Genomic DNA, 17,891 nt, shown 5'->3' on the forward strand with positions numbered 1-17,891 from the left:
CATGTCAAGGTGGTGCTCTAACCAACTGAGCTACGAACGCAATGTTGTGGTGACAACGGGGACGCATATTAGCGGCAGGGAGAGGATGTGGCAAGAGGTAAACGTCACTTTTCTTGCACATTGCATGCGATTGCGGAACTTTTACCCATTCCGGATATATTTTACTGAACCACAAGGATATTTCTTCGCCAGCGAGCGTCATGACTCGCTTTTTTCTGCCCGTCTAACTCTGCGCGGTACGGTTGCCGTTGTGTTAAATTATCGGCCACCAGAAGAGAAGGAGTCATAACGAAGATGAAATCGATTGGTATTTTTTGCGGTTCTTCAGCTGGCGAACATCCGCTGTATCTCGACACCGCCCGTCTGGTCGGACGTACGCTGGCGCAGCAGGGGCTGGCGCTTGTCTATGGCGGCGGCAAAGTCGGTCTGATGGGGGCGGTCGCCGATGCGGCGCTGGAGGCCGGTGGCGTGGTGATCGGCGTGATGCCGCGCGGCCTGGTGGAGCGGGAAATTGCCCACCGCGGCTTGACGGAGCTGCATGTGGTCGAGGATATGCACGAGCGGAAAACCAAAATGGCGGCGCTGGCGGATGGCTTTATTGCCCTGCCGGGCGGGGCGGGGACGCTCGAAGAGATTTTCGAACAGTGGACCTGGGCGCAACTGGGGATCCATGAGAAACCGTGCGCGTTCCTGAATATCAAGGGTTATTACGATCCGCTTCAGGCGATGGTCGACAACATGGTACGGGAAGGATTTATGCACCCGCGCTACGCGGAGATGCTGCCGTTTGCTACCTCGGCAGACGAGATTATCGCCGGTTTTCGCGACTATACGCCGCCGGCCCGTAAATGGGTTCAGCAGCCCGCTATTTAAACATCAAGCGCAGGGTAAACAGCGCGCAGACGATGAGCAGTAACAGCAGCAATTCGAAGCGATAGCGTTGCAGCATGATGTCCTCCTGAAAAAAAACCGGCGCTGTTCAGCGCCGGTTTATCACCTTAACGCCCTGACCATTATGCCGCCGGTTTAACCGCCGGTTTAGCTGCGTGGTGTGCCGCTTTATGATGTTTCTTTGCAGCCTGCGCTTTCTGCGCGACTGCCGGTTTCGCAGCAGCTTTGTGGTGTTTTTTCGCCGCCTGCGCTTTCTGCGCGACTGCCGGTTTCGCAGCGGCTTTATGGTGTTTCTTCGCCGCCTGGGCTTTCTGCGCGACTGCCGGTTTCGCAGTGGCTTTATGGTGTTTCTTCGCCGCCTGCGCTTTTTGCTCAGCAGCCGGTTTTGCAGCGGCTTTGTGGTGTTTCTTCGCCGCCTGCGCTTTCTGCTCGGCTGCCGGTTTCGCGGCCGCTTTGTGATGTTTCTTATGGTGAACGGTGGTATGGCTGGCAGCTGCGGCCGGGGTGGTGCTTGCGGCTTCGGCAGCGAAAGCAACTGATGACAGACCCATAGCAGCGGCAACAACCAGAGCTAATACTTTTTTCATTCTGAAATCCTCGAATTGGTTTCTTGAGTAACCCCACTGCGGGGCTGTTGACCACACTATATGCGTCTCGGGGAGTGCCATCAGTGAGTCTTTGGTGTCGGGGAGTAACGGAATGTACAACGTGGTCGCAATGCCGGAGAACGAAAAAGCCCGCCGGAGGGGCGGGCTTTGCAGGGACTAGCGCGCGGCGCGCTGTAAGATGATGCTGGAGGGCTGGCGCTGTAGAAAACGCATCCGCAGCATCATCATGATGGCGGCGGAGGTCAGGCCGATGATAAATCCACACCAGAAACCGGCGGGCCCCATGCGTGGCACAACCATATCGGTCAACGCCAGCAGATAGCCGCTCGGCAAACCCAGCACCCAGTACGCGGTAAAGGTAATAAAAAAGATAGACCGGGTATCTTTATAGCCGCGCAGAATGCCGCTGCCGATCACCTGGATGGAGTCGGAGATCTGATAGATAGCCGCCAGCAGCATCAGGTGCGAGGCCAGCAGCACCACCTCGGGATTATCGTTATACAGCAGGGCAATCTGTTCACGCATCAGCACGGTAAAGATAGCGGTAAATACCGCCAGACAGACGCCCACGCCTACGCCGGTGCGGGCCGAAACCTGGGCATCGATCGTTGAACCTTGTCCGAGACGGAAGCCGACGCGAATGGTGACCGCCGCCGCCAGCGATAGCGGCAGAACGAACATCAATGAGCTGAAGTTAAGCGCGATCTGGTGACCGGCGACGTCAATGATCCCCAGCGGGGAGACCAGCAGCGCGACGACGGCAAACAGCGTGACTTCAAAGAACAGCGCCAGAGCAATGGGCAGCCCCAGCTGCACCAGCCGTAACAGGACGGCGACATCGGGGCGGCTGAAGCGCTCGGCGCAGCGGATATCCCGCATCGAACGCGCCCGACGCACCCACCACAGCATGCTGGCGAACATCACCCAGTAAACCGAAGCAGTCGCTACGCCACAGCCGACACCGCCCAGCTCGGGCATGCCGAAATGACCATAGATAAATATATAGTTCACCGGAATGTTGACCAGTAAGCCGATAAAGCCCATGACCATCCCGGGTTTGGTTTTCGCCAGCCCTTCACACTGATTACGGGCAACCTGGAAGAACAGATAGCCCGGCGCGCCCCACAGCAGCGCGCGCAGATAGCCAACCGCCTTCTCAGCCAACAGCGGGTCGATATTATGCATGGAGCTGATGATATAGCCGGCGTTCCATAGCACGACCATAATCAGCACCGAGACAAAGCCGGCCAGCCAGAAGCCCTGACGCACCTGCTGTGCGATGCGATCCCGCCGTCCGGAGCCGTTAAGCTGCGCCACCACCGGGGTCAGCGCCAGCAGCAGCCCGTGGCCAAAGAGGATCGCCGGCAGCCAGATGGAGGTCCCGATGGCCACGGCGGCCATATCCGTGGCGCTGTAGCCACCCGCCATCACGGTATCGACAAAACCCATCGCTGTCTGCGCCACCTGCGCAAGGATGACGGGTATAGCCAGAGCTAATAACTGACGCGCTTCAACGAAATACTTCTGCACGTGAACACCTTTATTTTGTTGTTATTTTGAGACTAAAAAAGCCGCCGTAACTGGCAGCAAGGGGATAAAAATGAGGAATTTCCAGTCTATTGTAGCGAGGATTAGCCATTAAGCCAGTGAAAAAAGAGTCGAGGCACGAAGCGCGCTGGCAACCGCTTTGCCCTCCTGTTATTGTTCCCGATAGCGAAAACGGTAATGATACCGTCATGATTTTCAACAGGAGCCTAACATGTTTACTGGTATTGTTCAGGGAACCGCGAAAGTGGTCTCCATTGATGATAAACCTAATTTTCGCACCCATGTGGTGGAGCTACCGGCGCATATGCTGGAGGGGCTGGAAACCGGCGCCTCGGTAGCCAATAACGGCTGTTGCCTGACGGTGACCGAAATAAACGGCGCGCACATCAGCTTCGATTTGATGAAAGAGACGCTGCGGATTACCAACCTCGGCGATATTCAGATTGGGGATGAAGTGAACGTCGAGCGGGCGGCGAAATTCAGTGATGAAATCGGCGGGCATCTGATGTCCGGCCATATTATGACCACCGCGGAAATCGTGAAGATCCTCACTTCCGAAAATAACCGTCAGATCTGGTTTAAAGTGCAGGATCCGACGCTGATGAAATATATCCTTTATAAAGGATTCATCGGTATTGATGGCATTAGCCTGACGGTGGGCGAGGTGACGGCAACCCGCTTCTGCGTGCATCTTATCCCGGAAACGCTGCAGCGGACCACGCTGGGCGCGAAAAAGCTGGGCGACCGCGTCAATATTGAGATTGACCCGCAAACTCAGGCGGTTGTCGATACGGTTGAACGCGTGCTGGCCGCGAAAGACGTTGCGTCTAAGGTGAATGAAGCCTGAAAAAAATCCCCCGCCGGTGAGCGGGGGAGATTTTGTTAGCGGGCGATGCGTAGCCCATGTTCAATACCGCGCGAGAACACTACCTGCCAGAGCTGAATGTCACGGGCGCGGAAGGCGCCGGCGCAGGCGTTCAGATAATAGCTGAACATCCGTTTGAAACGTTCAGAATAGTTATCGGCAATTTCCGGCCAGCTGGCGAGAAAACGCTCATACCAGGCCATCAGGGTGGTGTCATAATCGGCGCCGAAGTTATGCCAGTCTTCCATCACAAAGTGCTTCTCGCTGGCATCGGCGATCTGCCGAACCGACGGCAGACAGCCGTTGGGGAAGATATATTTATCGATCCACGGGTCGACGTTATGGTCGGTGACTTTGGAACCGATGGTGTGCAGTAAGAAACGGCCGTTGGGTTTCAAATTACGATCCGCGACCTCAAAGTAGGTGGCGTAATTTTTCGGTCCCACGTGCTCGAACATACCGACGGACACGATACGGTCAAAGCTGTCGTGCAGATCGCGATAGTCCTGGAGCCGAATCTCCACGTCAAGATCAGCGCAGCGCGCCTGGGCCATCTTTTGCTGCTCGGCGGAGATGGTCACGCCGACAACGCTGACCTGGTAATTTCGCGCCATATACTCGGCGAGCCCGCCCCATCCACAGCCGATATCCAGTACCCGCATCCCCGGCTCAAGCTCCAGCTTACGACAGATGAGGTCCAGTTTAGCCTGCTGCGCCGCTTCGAGGGTTTGCGCCTCTTTCCAGTATCCGCAGGAATACTGCATGTAGGGGTCAAGCATTCGGCTGAAGAGATCGTTGCCGAGATCGTAATGCTCTTTGCCAACAATCCAGGCGCGTTTTTTACTTTGCAGATTGAACAGGCGAGCGCCTGCGATGCGGAGTGTATCTTTGAAATGGTGAGGGAGCTGTTTTTCCAGTCCGGCGCGAAGCACTTTGTGGAAGAATATATCCAGACGCTCGCAGTCCCACCAGCCGTCCATATAGCTTTCGCCTAACCCCAGCGACCCCTCCTGCAGGACACGTTTAAAGAAAAGAGGGTTTTTAATTCGCAGGTCTGACGGCGCGGAGCCATTGATTTCTATTCCCGCACGGCCCAATAATTCAGCTGCAATCCGGTACCAGTCATCATTTGGTACACTTACTTCTTCTATACACGATGAACTCATAGCTTCTCCATCACGCCCAAGTGATCAGAACCTTAAAACAGCGTAGACGCTTTTTTGGCTTTGTGAGAAATCTCACGGATAATCCGTGAAGTCGCTATCCGACGTAGAACAGAGGAAGGGAGATAACCCTTGCCGAAAGGCCTTCCATGGTGAAACGGAGGCATCCTGCATCCGTTAATATTTAACTATTTTCTATTTATGTGAACCCGGATCCAGTATAGGACGCTAAGTACTGGCTTTCAATAAAATTTTCTTAGCATGCTAACGACTGGTCCGGGCAACGGCGATGGGCGTTACGCGTGGGAAGAGTGGGGGGTCAGCTCCGGCGTTTGCTGCAGGCGATAGCCGATTCCGGCTAAGCCAATCGAGACCAGCATCACGCTGGTGGTGGTCAGCAGCGGCGTGGCGATCAGCGCCGATACCAGCAAACTGGTCAGGAAGCACAATCCCAGCTGCAGCGTATTCTGCAGCGCCGCCGCGCGGCCCGTTGCCTGCGGGAAGGGCTTCAGCGCCTGGGCGACCACAATGGGATAGATCCCGCCGTTGACCACCGCCATCATGCAGAACGGGATCATTAACGCCACCAGCGAGGCATGCGTTTGCAGGCCGACCAGCCAGGTGGCGGCAACGCTGACGGCGAAGACCACCAGCAGCCACGGCAGCATCTGTTGTCCTGACCATTTTTGCAGCAGCGCGCGACAACCATAGCCGCCCACCAGAAAGGCGATGGTCTGTGGGATATAGCTCAGGCCGATAGCGGTTGGGCCATAGCCCATTTCGTGCAGGATAAAAGGTGAACCGGTAAGCCAGGCGAAGAAGCTGGCGGAGCAGGCGGCGTAGATCAGGACGTTGCCGCTGTATTCCCGGGAGCGCAGCAGCGCGAGAAAGGTGATCTTCTGCTGCGTCACTGCTACCGACTTTGCGGCTGCCTTCAGGCGCAGGGCAGGCAGCATCAGCAGCAGAGTGATGGCAAACAGGGTGGCGAAGATGGCTTGCCACTCGAAGTGCACCAGTAGCCAGCTACCCAGCAGCGGGGCCAGCGCTGGCGACAGACCTACCAGCGGCATAATGGTGGCGAAGATGCGGTTCGTGCGCTGGGCAGGATAGTAATCGGTGACCATCGCCTGCCAGGTAACGGCCGCGGCACAGACGCCAATCGCCTGCAAAAAGCGCAGCGCCAGCATCAGGGTAGCGTTGTGCACCCACAGCATCCCCAGACAGCCGGCCGCGAAAATTGCCAGGCCGCTCAACAGCACCGGTTTGCGCCCATAGCGGTCCGACAGCGGCCCCCAGAACAGCTGCCCCAGCGCGAAGCCGGCGAGGAACAGGCTCAGGCTGGCGCTGATGGAGGCAGCGGAGGTATTGAGATCCTGCTGCATGGCGGCAAACGCCGGCAGGTACATATCGGTGGCCAGAAAGCCCAGCACGCTCAGGCCGGCCAGCCAGACTAAAAATCCTTTCCCAGGTTGTGACATAACGTTCTCATTTTTGGAGTACAGGTACGATGCCGCAGAGTGTAGGGAGTGCATTGTGGCTTGTGAAACGCTAATATTTGTCACATGCATTCAAAAATTTTGCAGGCAGAAAATGTGGTCTGAATACTCTCTGGAAGTGGTTGATGCCGTGGCCCGCAACGGCAGCTTCAGCGCAGCCGCGCAGGAGCTGCACCGGGTGCCCTCCGCCATCAGCTATACCGTGCGTCAGCTTGAAGAGTGGCTGGCGGTTCCCTTGTTTGAGCGCCGCCATCGTGATGTGGAGCTGACGCCCGCAGGGGTCTGGTTCTTACAGGAAGGGCGCTCTGTTATCAAAAAAATGCAGATCACCCGCCAGCAGTGCCAGCAAATCGCCAACGGCTGGCGTGGGCAGCTGTCGATCGCGGTGGATGATATTGTGAAACCGGCGCGGATGCGCCAGATGATCGTCGATTTCTATCGCCACTTTCCCGACGTCGAGCTGATCGTCTTTCAGGAAGTGTTCAACGGCGTATGGGATGCGCTGGCCGACGGCCGTGTAGAACTGGCGATTGGCGCAACGCGATCTATTCCGGTCGGGGGCCGCTATGCGTTTCGCGATATGGGGATGCTGAGCTGGGACTGCGTGGTGGCGAGCGATCACCCGCTGGCGAAGATGGAGGGACCCCTGAGCGATGATGTCCTGCGTAACTGGCCGTCGCTGGTGCGGGAGGATACGTCACGTTCACTGCCCAAACGAACAACCTGGCTGCTGGATAACCAGAAGAGGGTGGTGGTCCCCGACTGGGAATCGTCGGCCACCTGTCTGTCGGCGGGCCTCTGCGTCGGCATGGTGCCGAGCCATTTCGCCCGACCATGGGTAGATCGCGGCGTGTGGACCGCGCTGGCGCTGGAGAATCCGTTCCCGGATGCCGCCTGCTGTCTGACCTGGCAGCAGAGTGATGCCTCACCGGCGCTGAACTGGATGCTCGACTATCTTGGGGACAGCGACACGCTGAATCGGGAATGGCTGCGGGCGCCGGAGTGATCCGCGCCCGCCAGATGCCTTACCGACGATAATCGACAAACGGGCCATCCGCCACGGAGCGGCGTTCGACCAGACGAGGATGAACTTCGATAGACTGCGACTCTTCACGCTTATTAACGATACGATCCAACAGCATGTTAAATGCGGCTTCGCCCAGGGAATCTTTCGGCTGATGAATAGTGGTTAAAGCCGGGCTGAAATAGCGGGCGTTACGCACATTATCATAACCGATCAGCGAAATGTCCTGCGGCACCCGCAGCCCCATTTCATCCGCCGCGCAGATAGCGCCCATCGCCATGATATCGCCGCCGCAGAACACCGCCGTCGGACGGTGCTGCTGGCTTAAGATCTGCTGCATAGCGCGGTAGCCGGACTCCGGCTCGAAGTCGCCCTGCACAATCCAGTTTTCCGGCACGCTGATATGCGCCTCTTTCATCGCCTGCATAAAGCCGGCCAGGCGGCCTGCGCCGGTGTTGCGCTCCAGCGGACCCGGGATCACGCCGATTTCACGATGGCCACGTTCAATCAGGTAGCGTCCGGCGATATAGCCGCCCTGGAAGGCGTTATCGATCACCGCATCGGTGAAGTCGGCTTTTGCTTCGCCCCAGTCCATCACCACCATCGGGATATGGCGATACTCTTCCAGCATGCTCAATACCGAATCCGGATATTCGGAACACATCACCAGCAGGCCGTCGACACGCTTCTGCGCCATCATCGACAAATAGGCGCGCTGTTTTTCCGGATCGTTCCATGCGTTGCCGAGGATCAGGGTGTAGCCCTTCTGGAAGCAGCTCTTTTCAACAGACTCAATAATTTCAGCAAAATAGGCGGCTTCGCTACTGGTCGCCAGCAGACCAATCGATTTTGTATGATTGACTTTCAGGCTGCGGGCCACGGCGCTCGGCGAGTAGTGCAGCTCTTTGATCGCCGCCCACACCGCATTGCGCGTCTCTTCGGCAACGAAACGGGTTTTGTTAATTACATGTGATACAGTTGTAGTGGAAACGTTTGCGCGCTTCGCTACATCTTTAATAGTTGCCATTACATCTCACTCCATGCCTTGACCTGATCGCCTGATCATCGATACGTAAACGTTTGCCTACACACACCCTGAATACAATTTTCAAAATTGCATCACGTCGGGAAAACGACACAGAACGACAGGAAGGGGTCAATGGCCGATACGCTTTTAAATTAGCGTGGGATTTTGTCCGATCTTGGGGCAAAGTGGAAGAGCAAAAATGTGCATCGCCCTAAATCCCGGAAGATTTTTGCGATTTTTTGTGCAAAAATGAGCAAGCTCACTTTTGGTGTGGGGATAACAAGAGGGAAAAATGATGGATACCAATTTAAAGTTTTCGCTGATCACCACGGTTATTGCCCTCGGCGTGATCGTTGCTTTCAGCCTGACCGCCATACTGCACTAATGTTCCAGTGAGGGAGGAGCGCGGCCTCCTCCCCGTATCCCGCCATTATTATCAATTCTGCAAAAATCTTTTGTCATTTCGTTCACTTTTGTTTTTTTGTGATTGATGTCATGCTTTTGGCTTCTGATGTTACGCCGTCCTCTCTGACGGTCTGATGGAGTCATTGAATGAAAATCAACTTTCCTTTACTTGCGCTGGCGATCGGCGCCTTTGGCATCGGTACCACCGAGTTCTCCCCAATGGGATTGCTGCCGGTGATTGCGAAAGGTGTGGACGTCTCGATACCGGTAGCGGGAATGCTGATCAGTGCGTATGCCATCGGCGTCATGGTCGGCGCGCCGTTGATGACCCTGCTGTTGTCACATCGCGCGCGGCGCAATGCGCTGATTTTTCTGATGGGGATCTTCACCGTCGGCAACCTGTTGTCATCCATTGCGCCGGATTACACCACCTTGCTGCTGTCGCGCATTATTACCAGCCTCAACCACGGTGCTTTCTTTGGCCTGGGGTCAGTGGTCGCAGCCAGCGTCGTGCCAAAGCATAAGCAGGCCAGCGCGGTAGCCACGATGTTTATGGGGCTCACCATCGCCAACATCGGCGGTGTACCGGCGGCCACCTGGCTTGGCGAAACCATCGGCTGGCGGATGTCCTTCCTGGCCACCGCGGGGTTAGGCCTGCTGGCGATGGTCAGTCTGTGGTTCTCTCTGCCGAAGGGCAGCGCCGGTGAGCGCCCGGATGTCAAAAAAGAGCTTTCAGTCCTGCTACGCCCGCAGGTACTCTCCGCCTTGCTGACTACCGTGCTCGGTGCCGGGGCAATGTTTACGCTGTATACCTATATCTCGCCAGTGCTCAATACGCTGACCCACGCTTCATCGCTGTTTATTACCGCGATGCTGGTGCTGATTGGCGTTGGTTTTTCGCTGGGCAACTATCTGGGCGGCAAATTCGCCGACCGGTCGGTCTCTGGCACGCTGAAAGGCTTTCTGCTGCTGCTGATGGCGATCATGCTGGCGATCCCGCTGCTGGCGCAATCCCAGGCCGGAGCGGCCATCAGCATGATTGTCTGGGGCGCAGCAACCTTTGCGGTGGTTCCGCCGCTGCAGATGCGGGTCATGCGCGTGGCGCATGAAGCGCCGGGGCTCTCTTCTTCGGTGAATATCGGCGCGTTCAACCTCGGCAACGCGCTGGGCGCCGCCGCCGGTGGGGCGGTGATCTCTGGCGGACTGGGCTATGCGTTTGTGCCGGTGATGGGGGCGATTATCGCCGGTCTGGCGCTGCTGCTGGTCTGGTTCAGCGGACGAGCGCAGCCGGAAGAGGCCTTTGCCCGCCAGTAACGCGAGTGTAGGGAAGGGCTAAAAAAAACCGCAGCCGGGGAGACCCTGCTGCGGTTTGTCGTTTATGCCGCCAGGTTGGCCGCAACAAACTTCCAGTTAACCAGCGCCCAGAAATGGTCCAGGTAGCTTGGACGGGCATTGCGGTAGTCGATGTAGTAGGCGTGTTCCCAGACGTCAACGGTCAGCAGCGGCTTCGCGTCGGTGGTCAGCGGGGTACCGGCGTTGCTGGTGGAGACGATAGCCAGGCTGCCGTCGGCATTTTTGACCAGCCAGGTCCAGCCCGCGCCGAAGTTTTTCGCTGCGGCATCGGTAAATTTGGCTTTAAAATCCGCAAAGCTGCCGAAGGATTTGGCAATCGCGGCCGCTAACTCGCCTTCCGGTTCGCCGCCGGCGTTCGGCGCCAGGCAGTTCCAGTAGAAGGTGTGGTTCCAGACCTGGGCTGCGTTGTTGAATACGCCGCCTTCAGAAGTGCGGACGATCTCTTCGAGAGATTTGCCTTCGAACGCAGTGCCTTTGATCAGGTTGTTGAGGTTAGTGACATACGCCTGGTGGTGTTTACCGTAGTGATATTCCAGGGTTTCTGCGGAAATGTGCGGCGCTAGGGCGTCTTTTGCATATGGTAATGCAGGTAATTCAAACGACATTGCTACTCTCCTTATAACTTTTTGTTTTAGCTCACATTGACAAGATGAGGCTTTCGCCTGAATCGTGTTCTGGCCACCCGACGCTGTCGCGTCACGGGCTGTTATTGTATTGAGAATGTTAACATTTGCCGCAAGCAGTGAAAAGCCTTACAACGATAAAGGCTATTGCCGCAGGCGCAACTGATGAAGGCTTAACCGTTTTCTACGGGGCGAGGCGTCAAACCGCTCGCAGATGTTGCAAAAATGTATAAGGAGACGCCGTCTGCGCTTTTCCGACTCTCGCAGGGAAGGTTTAACGTCTTCTGTTTTTCTCTGACGATCGCAGCCGCGCATCATGGTTGAGAGTGATATGTCTTTAAAATTAATGGTTTAATTAAAATATGCGCCCAGGCAATCGCCGCTATGCCAATAATTCATTGTCTATTTTGCTATTTGTATGACAAATATGACCGCCGAGATGAATTTCCCACAGGATGGCTACGATGGCAAAAACAGGTGAGGTGGTGAGCCCGAAGATGATCCCGGTTGTACAGGGGATCGTTGACTGGATCGAAGCCCATATTTTAGACACCCTGCCGGTCAGCACGATTGCGAAAAAGTCCGGTTATTCGCACTGGTATTTCCAGCGGCAGTTCGCCATGGTGACCGGCTGCACGCTGGCGAACTACGTCAGTCGGCGAAAAATGACCATTGCGACAATCTATTTAACGCAGACGCAAGCGTCGATGCAGAGTATTTCTCAGTGCCTGGGATACGACGGACAGGCCGCTTTCTGCCGGACCTTTCACCGTCACTTTGGCATGTCGCCCACCCGCTATCGTCGGGAAGCGCCGGGCAAAGAGATGAATATGCAGTATCCTTTGACGGTAGAAGGGAAAGACGCGCAGGTGAGGCGGTCTGCCGCCGTAGCGGCAGACCAGGATCAGCGAATGGTTTTCGGCGTCATGACGCGACGAGCGCCAACATAATGGCGAACCCAGTAATCCTCGCTCAGGGAGGTGATTTGTATATCACGACCTGTGCGTGGTGACTGAATAAATTTCCCGTTGCCGACGTAGACGCCAACGTGGTCGGCAGTACCGCGTCCGCGGGTGCGGAAGAAGACCAAATCGCCGCTCTGCAGTTCATCACGATCCACCGGACGCGCATCGCGCAGGTGGTACATTTCATTAGCCGTACGCGGGATGTGAATTTTGACCAGGTCCTTATAGGCGTAATAAACCAGTCCGCTGCAGTCAAAGCCGGTACGTGGCGAGGTGCCGCCCCAGCGATAGGGTTTACCCAACTGGCCCATCAATTTGTTCATGGCGGTACTTTGCGCTTTCTGCACCCGGACTTTATGGGCGTCGGCGATCGTTAAATTCGCATCGCTGGCCTCAGGTTTACAGCGTTTTTTATAGCCCTTACGCACCACGCATTTGCTTTTGACGCTGTTCAGCGCCAGGGTCGGCTCGGCGCTGGCGGCGACCGTTTTCGCGCACTGCTTTTTATAACCTTTACGCAGCACGCATTTTTTCGTCGCGCCGGCGGCCTGACGATGAAGTGCGGTTTGGCTTGCTGCGGTAGTGCGGGAAGGGAGCCGGGTGCTCGAGGACTTTTTACTGGTGGTTTTAGCGGTGGTTTTACTTTTTTGACTGGTAGCTTTTTTCTTGCGCTCTGAGCCACTTTTCGCGGGCAACGCCTTTGGCGAAGCGGAGGCGTGCGTATGCCCTGACGCCTGAGCCAGTGGCGTGAATGAGATAGATGTGAACAGTAATGCACAGAGCGATATCGCGATTTTGTTTAGCCGCGCCACTGAGCAATCCCCTGATTAATTACAGACATGTACAAATGCCTGACGATGAATGACAAACCGGAATGATTCTAAAGCATAAAAACCCGGAAAGTTAATATTCTTTTGTATCAAAAATGTCGATTGGTTAACGATTGCAAGAAAACGCGTCAGACATTGACCGTCTCGCACAGAAAATGCGCAATGAGCGCCCGCCTGCGACGGCAAAATGATATTTTTAAGGCAACTTCGCGCAACAGAAGATAAAATATGAATAGTGAAAAAAATGTTATTATCCGTCCTGCCTACAGGACGCTACAATGACAAGTTACTGCCGTAGAAAGAAGTTTAAGGAAGCACGACAATGAGCTCGACTTTAGAAAAGATCCAACGCCAAATCGCTGAAAACCCGATCCTGTTGTACATGAAAGGGTCGCCGAAGCTGCCAAGCTGCGGTTTCTCTGCCCAGGCCGTTCAGGCGCTGTCCGCCTGTGGCGAACGTTTTGCTTACGTTGATATCCTGCAGAACCCGGATATCCGCGCCGAGCTGCCTAAATACGCCAACTGGCCGACTTTCCCGCAGCTGTGGGTAGACGGTGAACTGGTGGGCGGCTGCGATATCGTCATCGAAATGTACCAGCGCGGTGAACTGCAGCAGCTGATCAAAGAGACGGCGGCGAAGTACCACACCGACGAGCCGAAAGCGGATTAATTCCCGCCATCCGTAAAAAAGCGACTTCCTGGAAGTCGCTTTTTTTATCACTCCGGGGTGGCCACGGGCAGCGGCCAGCCGCCCAGACGCTTCCAGCGGTTCACAATCTCACAAAACAGCTGCGCCGTCTGCTCGGTATCGTACAGGGCGGAGTGGGCCTGCGCGCCATCGAACGCCATACCCGCGGCGATACAGGCTTTCGACAGCACCGTCTGGCCCAGCGCCAGCCCGCTCAGCGCGGCGGTGTCGAAGGTAACAAACGGATGGAACGGATTGCGTTTAAGCCCCGCGCGTTCGGCGGCGGTCATGGTGAAGCTGTGGTCAAAGGTCGCATTGTGCGCCACCATGATCGCCCGGCTGCAGTCGCTCTCTTTCATCCCTTTGCGTACCATTTTGAAGATGGCATGCAGGGCATCGTATTCGCTGACGGCGCCGCGCTCCGGGTCGTGCGGGTTAATTCCGTTAAAGGCCAGCGCTTCGGGCTGCAGATTGGCGCCCTCGAAAGGTTCAACATGGAAATGCAGCGTTTCATCGGGCATCAGCCAGCCTTGCTCATCCATCTTCAACGTAATGGCGGCGATCTCCAGCAGGGCGTCGGTTTTGGCATTAAATCCTGCGGTTTCAACATCAATCACCACCGGATAAAAACCGCGGAAACGGTCGCACAGACCATTCAGTTGAGCATTCTCGGACATCAGATTCTCTTAGCTGGAAAAAAGTAGCGCGCATTATGGCAAATTTTGCCGCGGCTTGCAGCAGGCAGGGGTGAAAACAACGGGCGCCGCAGCGCCCGGGCGAGCCATGGCATTAAAGAGGCCTGGCTCGGGAAGCGTTAGTTGCCCAGACCTTTGCCGGCATCTTTCTCTTCAATGAGCTCGATTTTGTAACCGTCCGGATCTTCCACGAAGGCGATGACGGTGGTGCCGCCTTTTACCGGGCCGGCTTCACGGGTGACGTTGCCCCCGTTCTGGCGGATCCGTTCGCAGGCTTCGGCGGCGTTGTCGACGCTCAGCGCGATATGGCCGTAGGCGGTGCCCAGCTCATAGCTGTCCACGCCCCAGTTGTAGGTCAGTTCGATCACCGCGGTTTCGCTCTCTTCGCCGTAGCCGACAAAGGCGAGGGAGTACTTGTACTCCGGGTTTTCGCTGGTGCGCAGCAGCTTCATGCCCAACACGTTGGTGTAGAAGTCGATAGAACGTTGCAGGTCGCCAACGCGCAGCATGGTATGGAGTAAGCGCATAATGTCCCCTATGCAGTTTATTTGATAGATCAGAACCTTGAGTATAGCGGCGATACGTCGCCGCTATCAATGGAGGGATTACAGCGTAGGGTAGTCGGTGTAGCCTTCCGCGCCGCCGCCATAGAAAGTTTCCGGGCGCTGGGGGTTGAGCGCCGCTTTTTTCTGCAGACGGGCCACCAGATCCGGGTTGGCGATGTAATCGCGGCCAAAGGCCACAGCATCAATGAGCCCTTTATTGATAAGATCGTTAGCTTTTTCTACCGTGTAGGCGCCAGCGCCAATGATCACGCCCGGGAAGCGGTCGCGAACTTTCTGACGGAAGGCTTCGCTGTACGGCTTGCCGCCCGCCCAGTCCGGCTCGGACATGTGCAGATAGGCGATACCGCGTTTCGCCAGTTCGCTAATCAGATACAGCGCGTCTTCTTCTTCGTTCGGGCCATTATCCACATTCTGGAAGCTGCCAATCGGCGACACGCGGATGCCGATCCGGTCAGCGCTCCACTCTTTGCTCACTGCGTCGACCACTTCCAGTACCAGACGGGCACGGTTCTCCACGCTGCCGCCGTACTGATCGGTACGCTGGTTCGCCGACGGCGAGAGGAACTGGTGCAGCAGATAGCCGTGGGCCGAGTGCAACTCAACCAGATCGAAGCCAGCGTCACGGGCATTGCCGACCGCCTGACGGAAATCGTCGACGATCCCCGGGATCTCTTCGGTTTCCAGGGCACGCGGCATCGAGGTGTCGGCGCGAATAGCATGGCCGTTTTCATCGCGCAGGGAGGTGCGAGTACCGGCGCTCAGCGCGGAAGGCGCTACCGGCGCGCCGCCGCCAGGTTGCAGGCTGCTATGGGAAATACGCCCGGTGTGCCACAGCTGGACGGCGACACGGCCATTTTCCGCATGAACACCGGCGGTGATTTTCTGCCAGGCGGCAATCTGCTCCGGGCTGTGCAGGCCCGGCGCGCCGGCATAGCCTTTGGCCTGGGCAGAAATCTGCGTCGCTTCGGTGATGATCAGGCCGGAGCTGGCGCGCTGGCGGTAGTATTCGCCCATCAGCGGGGTAGGGATATCGCCCGGCTCGATGCTGCGCAGACGCGTCAACGGCGCCATAAATACGCGATTAGGGACGGTGACCGCACCGACTTTCAACGGGCTGAATAATTTTGCTTCCGACATAGTGACTCCTGAGTAGACCGGTCGTCTAGTAACTGATGAAATAAAAACGCCTGTTATACCGCAGGCGCCGCAATAATCTGTTTGGCGTGGGCAAGGGCGCTTTCCAGCGGCCTTGCGCTACGCGTAATTTTGGCCTGCAGGTTGGCCCCGAGCCACAGGGAATACAGCACCTGCGACAGGGTCATGGCCTCGCCGTCAAACGCCAGACTGCCTTCCTGACGTCCTTTCTCCAGCGCGTTGCCCAGCAGGGCGATAATCTGACTGGCACCATGGTCCATGGCGGTACGCATATCTTCCGACAGGTCGCAAACCTCTGCCGACAACTTGACGGTAAGACAGCCGCTAATAATCCCCTGCTGGCAGAACTGATTCAGCGTGTGCTGATAATAAGCCAGCAGGCGGTCACGATAGTTGCCGTCGCCATGATCGAAGTGGTCGACCAGGCGCTGCAGATATCCGGTGTAGTGATGTTCGAGCAGCGCGACGCCGAAGGCTTCTTTAGAGCGAAAGTAATGGTAGAAAGAGCCCTTAGGCACTTCCGCCGTCTTCAGAAGTTCGCTCAAGCCCATTCCGGTAAAACCGCGATGCATGCAGAGCTGCTCGCCGGTGACCAGGATATGTTCTCGGGTATCGCATTCGCTGTGTCTGTTCATGGAGCACACTGTAGTAGACCGATTGGTCTAATGCAAGCGTCGGCGGAAAAATGTTAGCTGGCGCAGCACGTAGTGAACAAAATTTGCGTCGGCGCGGGGAAACGTCTTCAATGAAAGGATACGAGGGGACAGGAGGCGTGTGGTGGCAGAGCAGTTAGAGTTTTTCCCGGTGCAGAGCCCGTGCCGGGGAATATGTCAGACCGACGAGCGCGGCTACTGTCGCGGCTGTTTCCGCAGCCGTGAGGAACGTTTTAACTGGCAAACGATGAGCGATGCGCAGAAACAGGAGGTGTTGCGTCTCTGCCGCCAACGGCTGCTGCGCAAAATACGCGCGAACAAGCCGGAACCGGCGGAAGAACCGCAGCAACCCTCACTGTTTTAAACAAAAAAGTACGTATACTCAGTACACTTTTTTATTGAGGAAGCGGTTATGGTTCAGCGTATTGCTATGGCTCCCCAGGGGCCGGAATTTTCGCGTTTTGTGATGGGCTACTGGCGTCTGATGGACTGGAAAATGTCGCCAGGCGAGCTGGTCAGCTTTATTGAACAGCATCTCGATTTAGGCGTAACCACTGTCGATCACGCCGATATCTATGGCGATTATCAGTGTGAGGCTGCCTTTGGCGAAGCGCTGAAGCTGGCGCCGCATCTTCGTAATCGCATGGAAATTGTCAGCAAATGCGGCATCGCCACCCGGGCGCGGGCTGAAAACACCATCGGCCACTATATCACCGACCGCGACCACATCGTGCTGAGCGCTGAGCAATCGCTGCGTAATCTGGCGACGGACCATCTCGATCTGCTGCTGATCCATCGGCCGGATCCGCTAATGAATGCCGATGAAGTGGCTGAGGCGTTCCTCGCGCTGCATCACAGCGGAAAAGTGCGCCACTTTGGCGTATCGAACTTTACCCCAGCCCAGTTCACTCTTCTGCAGTCGCGCCTGCCGTTTACCCTGGCCACCAATCAGGTCGAAATCTCGCCGGTGCATCAGCCGCTGTTGCTCGACGGCACGCTCGATCAGCTGCAGCAGCTGCGTATTCGTCCGATGGCGTGGTCCTGCCTTGGAGGCGGACGCCTGTTCAATGAAGAGGGCTTCCAGCCGCTGCGCGATGAGCTGGCGCAGGTAGCGCATGAGCTCAATGCCGACAGCATCGAGCAGGTGGTCTACGCCTGGATATTGCGTCTGCCCTCGCAGCCGCTGCCGATTATCGGCTCGGGCAAAATCGAACGCGTGCGTTCCGCGATCGTGGCCGAAAAACTTAGCATGACCCGTCAGCAGTGGTTCCGTATCCGCAAAGCCGCGCTCGGTTACGACGTACCGTAACGGGCATTTCGCCTCCGGAAAGGCGTT

The 17,891-nt window shown here is 56.5% G+C and carries 21 protein-coding genes and 1 tRNA gene (1 of these 22 only partly in view); 10 read left to right on the forward strand and 12 right to left on the reverse strand.

The window, feature by feature from the left end; genetic code table 11:
* Positions 1-40, reverse strand: a tRNA-OTHER gene (locus tag HMPREF3142_RS13585); it reaches 65 nt to the left of the window's first position.
* On the opposite strand from HMPREF3142_RS13585, the gene HMPREF3142_RS29640 reads away from it, so the two are divergent.
* The coding region (locus HMPREF3142_RS29640; protein WP_204372849.1) for a hypothetical protein at positions 1-289 on the forward strand (289 nt) is incomplete at its 5' end. The two genes, HMPREF3142_RS13585 and HMPREF3142_RS29640, sit on opposite strands and share 40 nt — an antisense overlap.
* Positions 290-294: 5 nt before the next feature.
* Positions 295-873, forward strand: a complete 579-nt coding sequence (locus tag HMPREF3142_RS13590; RefSeq protein WP_008804612.1) for an LOG family protein — start codon at positions 295-297, stop codon at positions 871-873.
* 140 nt (positions 874-1,013) lie between these two features.
* On the opposite strand, the gene asr is transcribed toward HMPREF3142_RS13590, so the two are convergent.
* Both asr and mdtK read right to left on the reverse strand, forming a co-directional pair.
* Positions 1,014-1,478: an acid resistance repetitive basic protein Asr gene (asr, locus tag HMPREF3142_RS13595; RefSeq protein WP_070612147.1), complete on the reverse strand. Its 465-nt coding sequence runs from the start codon at positions 1,476-1,478 to the stop codon at positions 1,014-1,016.
* 177 nt (positions 1,479-1,655) lie between these two features.
* Entirely contained in the window at positions 1,656-3,029 is a 1,374-nt protein-coding gene (mdtK, locus tag HMPREF3142_RS13600; RefSeq protein ID WP_012541512.1) for an MdtK family multidrug efflux MATE transporter, read from the reverse strand.
* Between the two features lie 229 nt (positions 3,030-3,258).
* Here mdtK and HMPREF3142_RS13605 point away from each other — a divergent pair, with 229 nt between their 5' ends.
* Positions 3,259-3,894, forward strand: a complete 636-nt coding sequence (locus HMPREF3142_RS13605; protein WP_012541513.1) for a riboflavin synthase — start codon at positions 3,259-3,261, stop codon at positions 3,892-3,894.
* 35 nt (positions 3,895-3,929) lie between these two features.
* On the opposite strand, the gene cfa is transcribed toward HMPREF3142_RS13605, so the two are convergent.
* Together cfa and punC are read right to left on the reverse strand one after the other, a co-directional pair.
* Entirely contained in the window at positions 3,930-5,078 is a 1,149-nt protein-coding gene (gene cfa / locus HMPREF3142_RS13610; RefSeq protein WP_008804616.1) for a cyclopropane fatty acyl phospholipid synthase, read from the reverse strand.
* A gap of 293 nt (positions 5,079-5,371) precedes the next feature.
* Positions 5,372-6,553 (reverse strand): purine nucleoside transporter PunC, encoded by a 1,182-nt coding sequence (punC, locus tag HMPREF3142_RS13615; RefSeq protein ID WP_012541514.1) that lies wholly within the window; start codon positions 6,551-6,553, stop codon positions 5,372-5,374.
* Positions 6,554-6,665: 112 nt separating this feature from the next.
* Here punC and punR point away from each other — a divergent pair, with 112 nt between their 5' ends.
* Positions 6,666-7,577, forward strand: coding sequence for a DNA-binding transcriptional activator PunR (punR, locus tag HMPREF3142_RS13620; protein WP_012541515.1), 912 nt, complete (start codon positions 6,666-6,668; stop codon positions 7,575-7,577).
* A 19-nt stretch (positions 7,578-7,596) separates the two neighbouring features.
* Here the strand turns inward: punR and purR are convergent, their stop codons facing one another.
* A complete protein-coding gene (gene purR, locus HMPREF3142_RS13625; RefSeq protein WP_004202888.1) occupies positions 7,597-8,622 on the reverse strand; it encodes an HTH-type transcriptional repressor PurR in 1,026 nt (341 codons plus the stop codon).
* Between the two features lie 292 nt (positions 8,623-8,914).
* Between purR and HMPREF3142_RS29050 the strand changes: the two genes are divergently transcribed.
* Both HMPREF3142_RS29050 and HMPREF3142_RS13630 read left to right on the forward strand, forming a co-directional pair.
* Positions 8,915-9,007 (forward strand): cytochrome bd-I oxidase subunit CydH, encoded by a 93-nt coding sequence (locus HMPREF3142_RS29050; protein ID WP_012968036.1) that lies wholly within the window; start codon positions 8,915-8,917, stop codon positions 9,005-9,007.
* A gap of 167 nt (positions 9,008-9,174) precedes the next feature.
* Positions 9,175-10,341 (forward strand): MFS transporter, encoded by a 1,167-nt coding sequence (locus tag HMPREF3142_RS13630; RefSeq protein ID WP_016161205.1) that lies wholly within the window; start codon positions 9,175-9,177, stop codon positions 10,339-10,341.
* Between the two features lie 62 nt (positions 10,342-10,403).
* Here the strand turns inward: HMPREF3142_RS13630 and sodB are convergent, their stop codons facing one another.
* Positions 10,404-10,985, reverse strand: coding sequence for a superoxide dismutase [Fe] (gene sodB, locus HMPREF3142_RS13635; protein WP_002907771.1), 582 nt, complete (start codon positions 10,983-10,985; stop codon positions 10,404-10,406).
* A gap of 482 nt (positions 10,986-11,467) precedes the next feature.
* Here sodB and HMPREF3142_RS13640 point away from each other — a divergent pair, with 482 nt between their 5' ends.
* Positions 11,468-11,953, forward strand: a complete 486-nt coding sequence (locus tag HMPREF3142_RS13640) for a helix-turn-helix domain-containing protein (protein ID WP_070612148.1) — start codon at positions 11,468-11,470, stop codon at positions 11,951-11,953.
* Here HMPREF3142_RS13640 and HMPREF3142_RS13645 read toward each other — a convergent pair.
* Positions 11,908-12,780, reverse strand: coding sequence for a C40 family peptidase (locus HMPREF3142_RS13645; protein WP_012968037.1), 873 nt, complete (start codon positions 12,778-12,780; stop codon positions 11,908-11,910). The genes HMPREF3142_RS13640 and HMPREF3142_RS13645 overlap by 46 nt on opposite strands.
* A gap of 340 nt (positions 12,781-13,120) precedes the next feature.
* Between HMPREF3142_RS13645 and HMPREF3142_RS13650 the strand changes: the two genes are divergently transcribed.
* Positions 13,121-13,468 (forward strand): Grx4 family monothiol glutaredoxin, encoded by a 348-nt coding sequence (locus tag HMPREF3142_RS13650; RefSeq protein WP_048268504.1) that lies wholly within the window; start codon positions 13,121-13,123, stop codon positions 13,466-13,468.
* Between the two features lie 47 nt (positions 13,469-13,515).
* On the opposite strand, the gene rnt is transcribed toward HMPREF3142_RS13650, so the two are convergent.
* The 4 genes from rnt to HMPREF3142_RS13670 all read right to left on the reverse strand — a co-directional run bounded on the left by rnt (position 13,516) and on the right by HMPREF3142_RS13670 (position 16,537).
* On the reverse strand, positions 13,516-14,163 hold the full coding sequence (rnt, locus tag HMPREF3142_RS13655; protein ID WP_008804623.1) for a ribonuclease T: 648 nt from the start codon (positions 14,161-14,163) through the stop codon (positions 13,516-13,518).
* Between the two features lie 137 nt (positions 14,164-14,300).
* Entirely contained in the window at positions 14,301-14,708 is a 408-nt protein-coding gene (gloA, locus tag HMPREF3142_RS13660) for a lactoylglutathione lyase (RefSeq protein WP_002907764.1), read from the reverse strand.
* A gap of 78 nt (positions 14,709-14,786) precedes the next feature.
* A complete protein-coding gene (locus tag HMPREF3142_RS13665) occupies positions 14,787-15,884 on the reverse strand; it encodes an alkene reductase (protein WP_070612149.1) in 1,098 nt (365 codons plus the stop codon).
* Positions 15,885-15,937: 53 nt separating this feature from the next.
* A complete protein-coding gene (locus HMPREF3142_RS13670) occupies positions 15,938-16,537 on the reverse strand; it encodes a TetR/AcrR family transcriptional regulator (RefSeq protein ID WP_042948450.1) in 600 nt (199 codons plus the stop codon).
* 139 nt (positions 16,538-16,676) lie between these two features.
* Here HMPREF3142_RS13670 and HMPREF3142_RS13675 point away from each other — a divergent pair, with 139 nt between their 5' ends.
* Together HMPREF3142_RS13675 and HMPREF3142_RS13680 are read left to right on the forward strand one after the other, a co-directional pair.
* Positions 16,677-16,919: a DUF1289 domain-containing protein gene (locus HMPREF3142_RS13675; RefSeq protein ID WP_008804626.1), complete on the forward strand. Its 243-nt coding sequence runs from the start codon at positions 16,677-16,679 to the stop codon at positions 16,917-16,919.
* 48 nt (positions 16,920-16,967) lie between these two features.
* Positions 16,968-17,864 carry an aldo/keto reductase gene (locus tag HMPREF3142_RS13680; protein WP_008804627.1) on the forward strand — a complete coding sequence of 299 codons (897 nt, stop codon included), beginning with the start codon at positions 16,968-16,970 and terminating at the stop codon, positions 17,862-17,864.
* Positions 17,865-17,891 lie beyond the last annotated feature (27 nt).

Source organism: Klebsiella sp. HMSC16C06 (assembly GCF_001808325.1).
Taxonomy (GTDB): domain Bacteria; phylum Pseudomonadota; class Gammaproteobacteria; order Enterobacterales; family Enterobacteriaceae; genus Klebsiella; species Klebsiella variicola.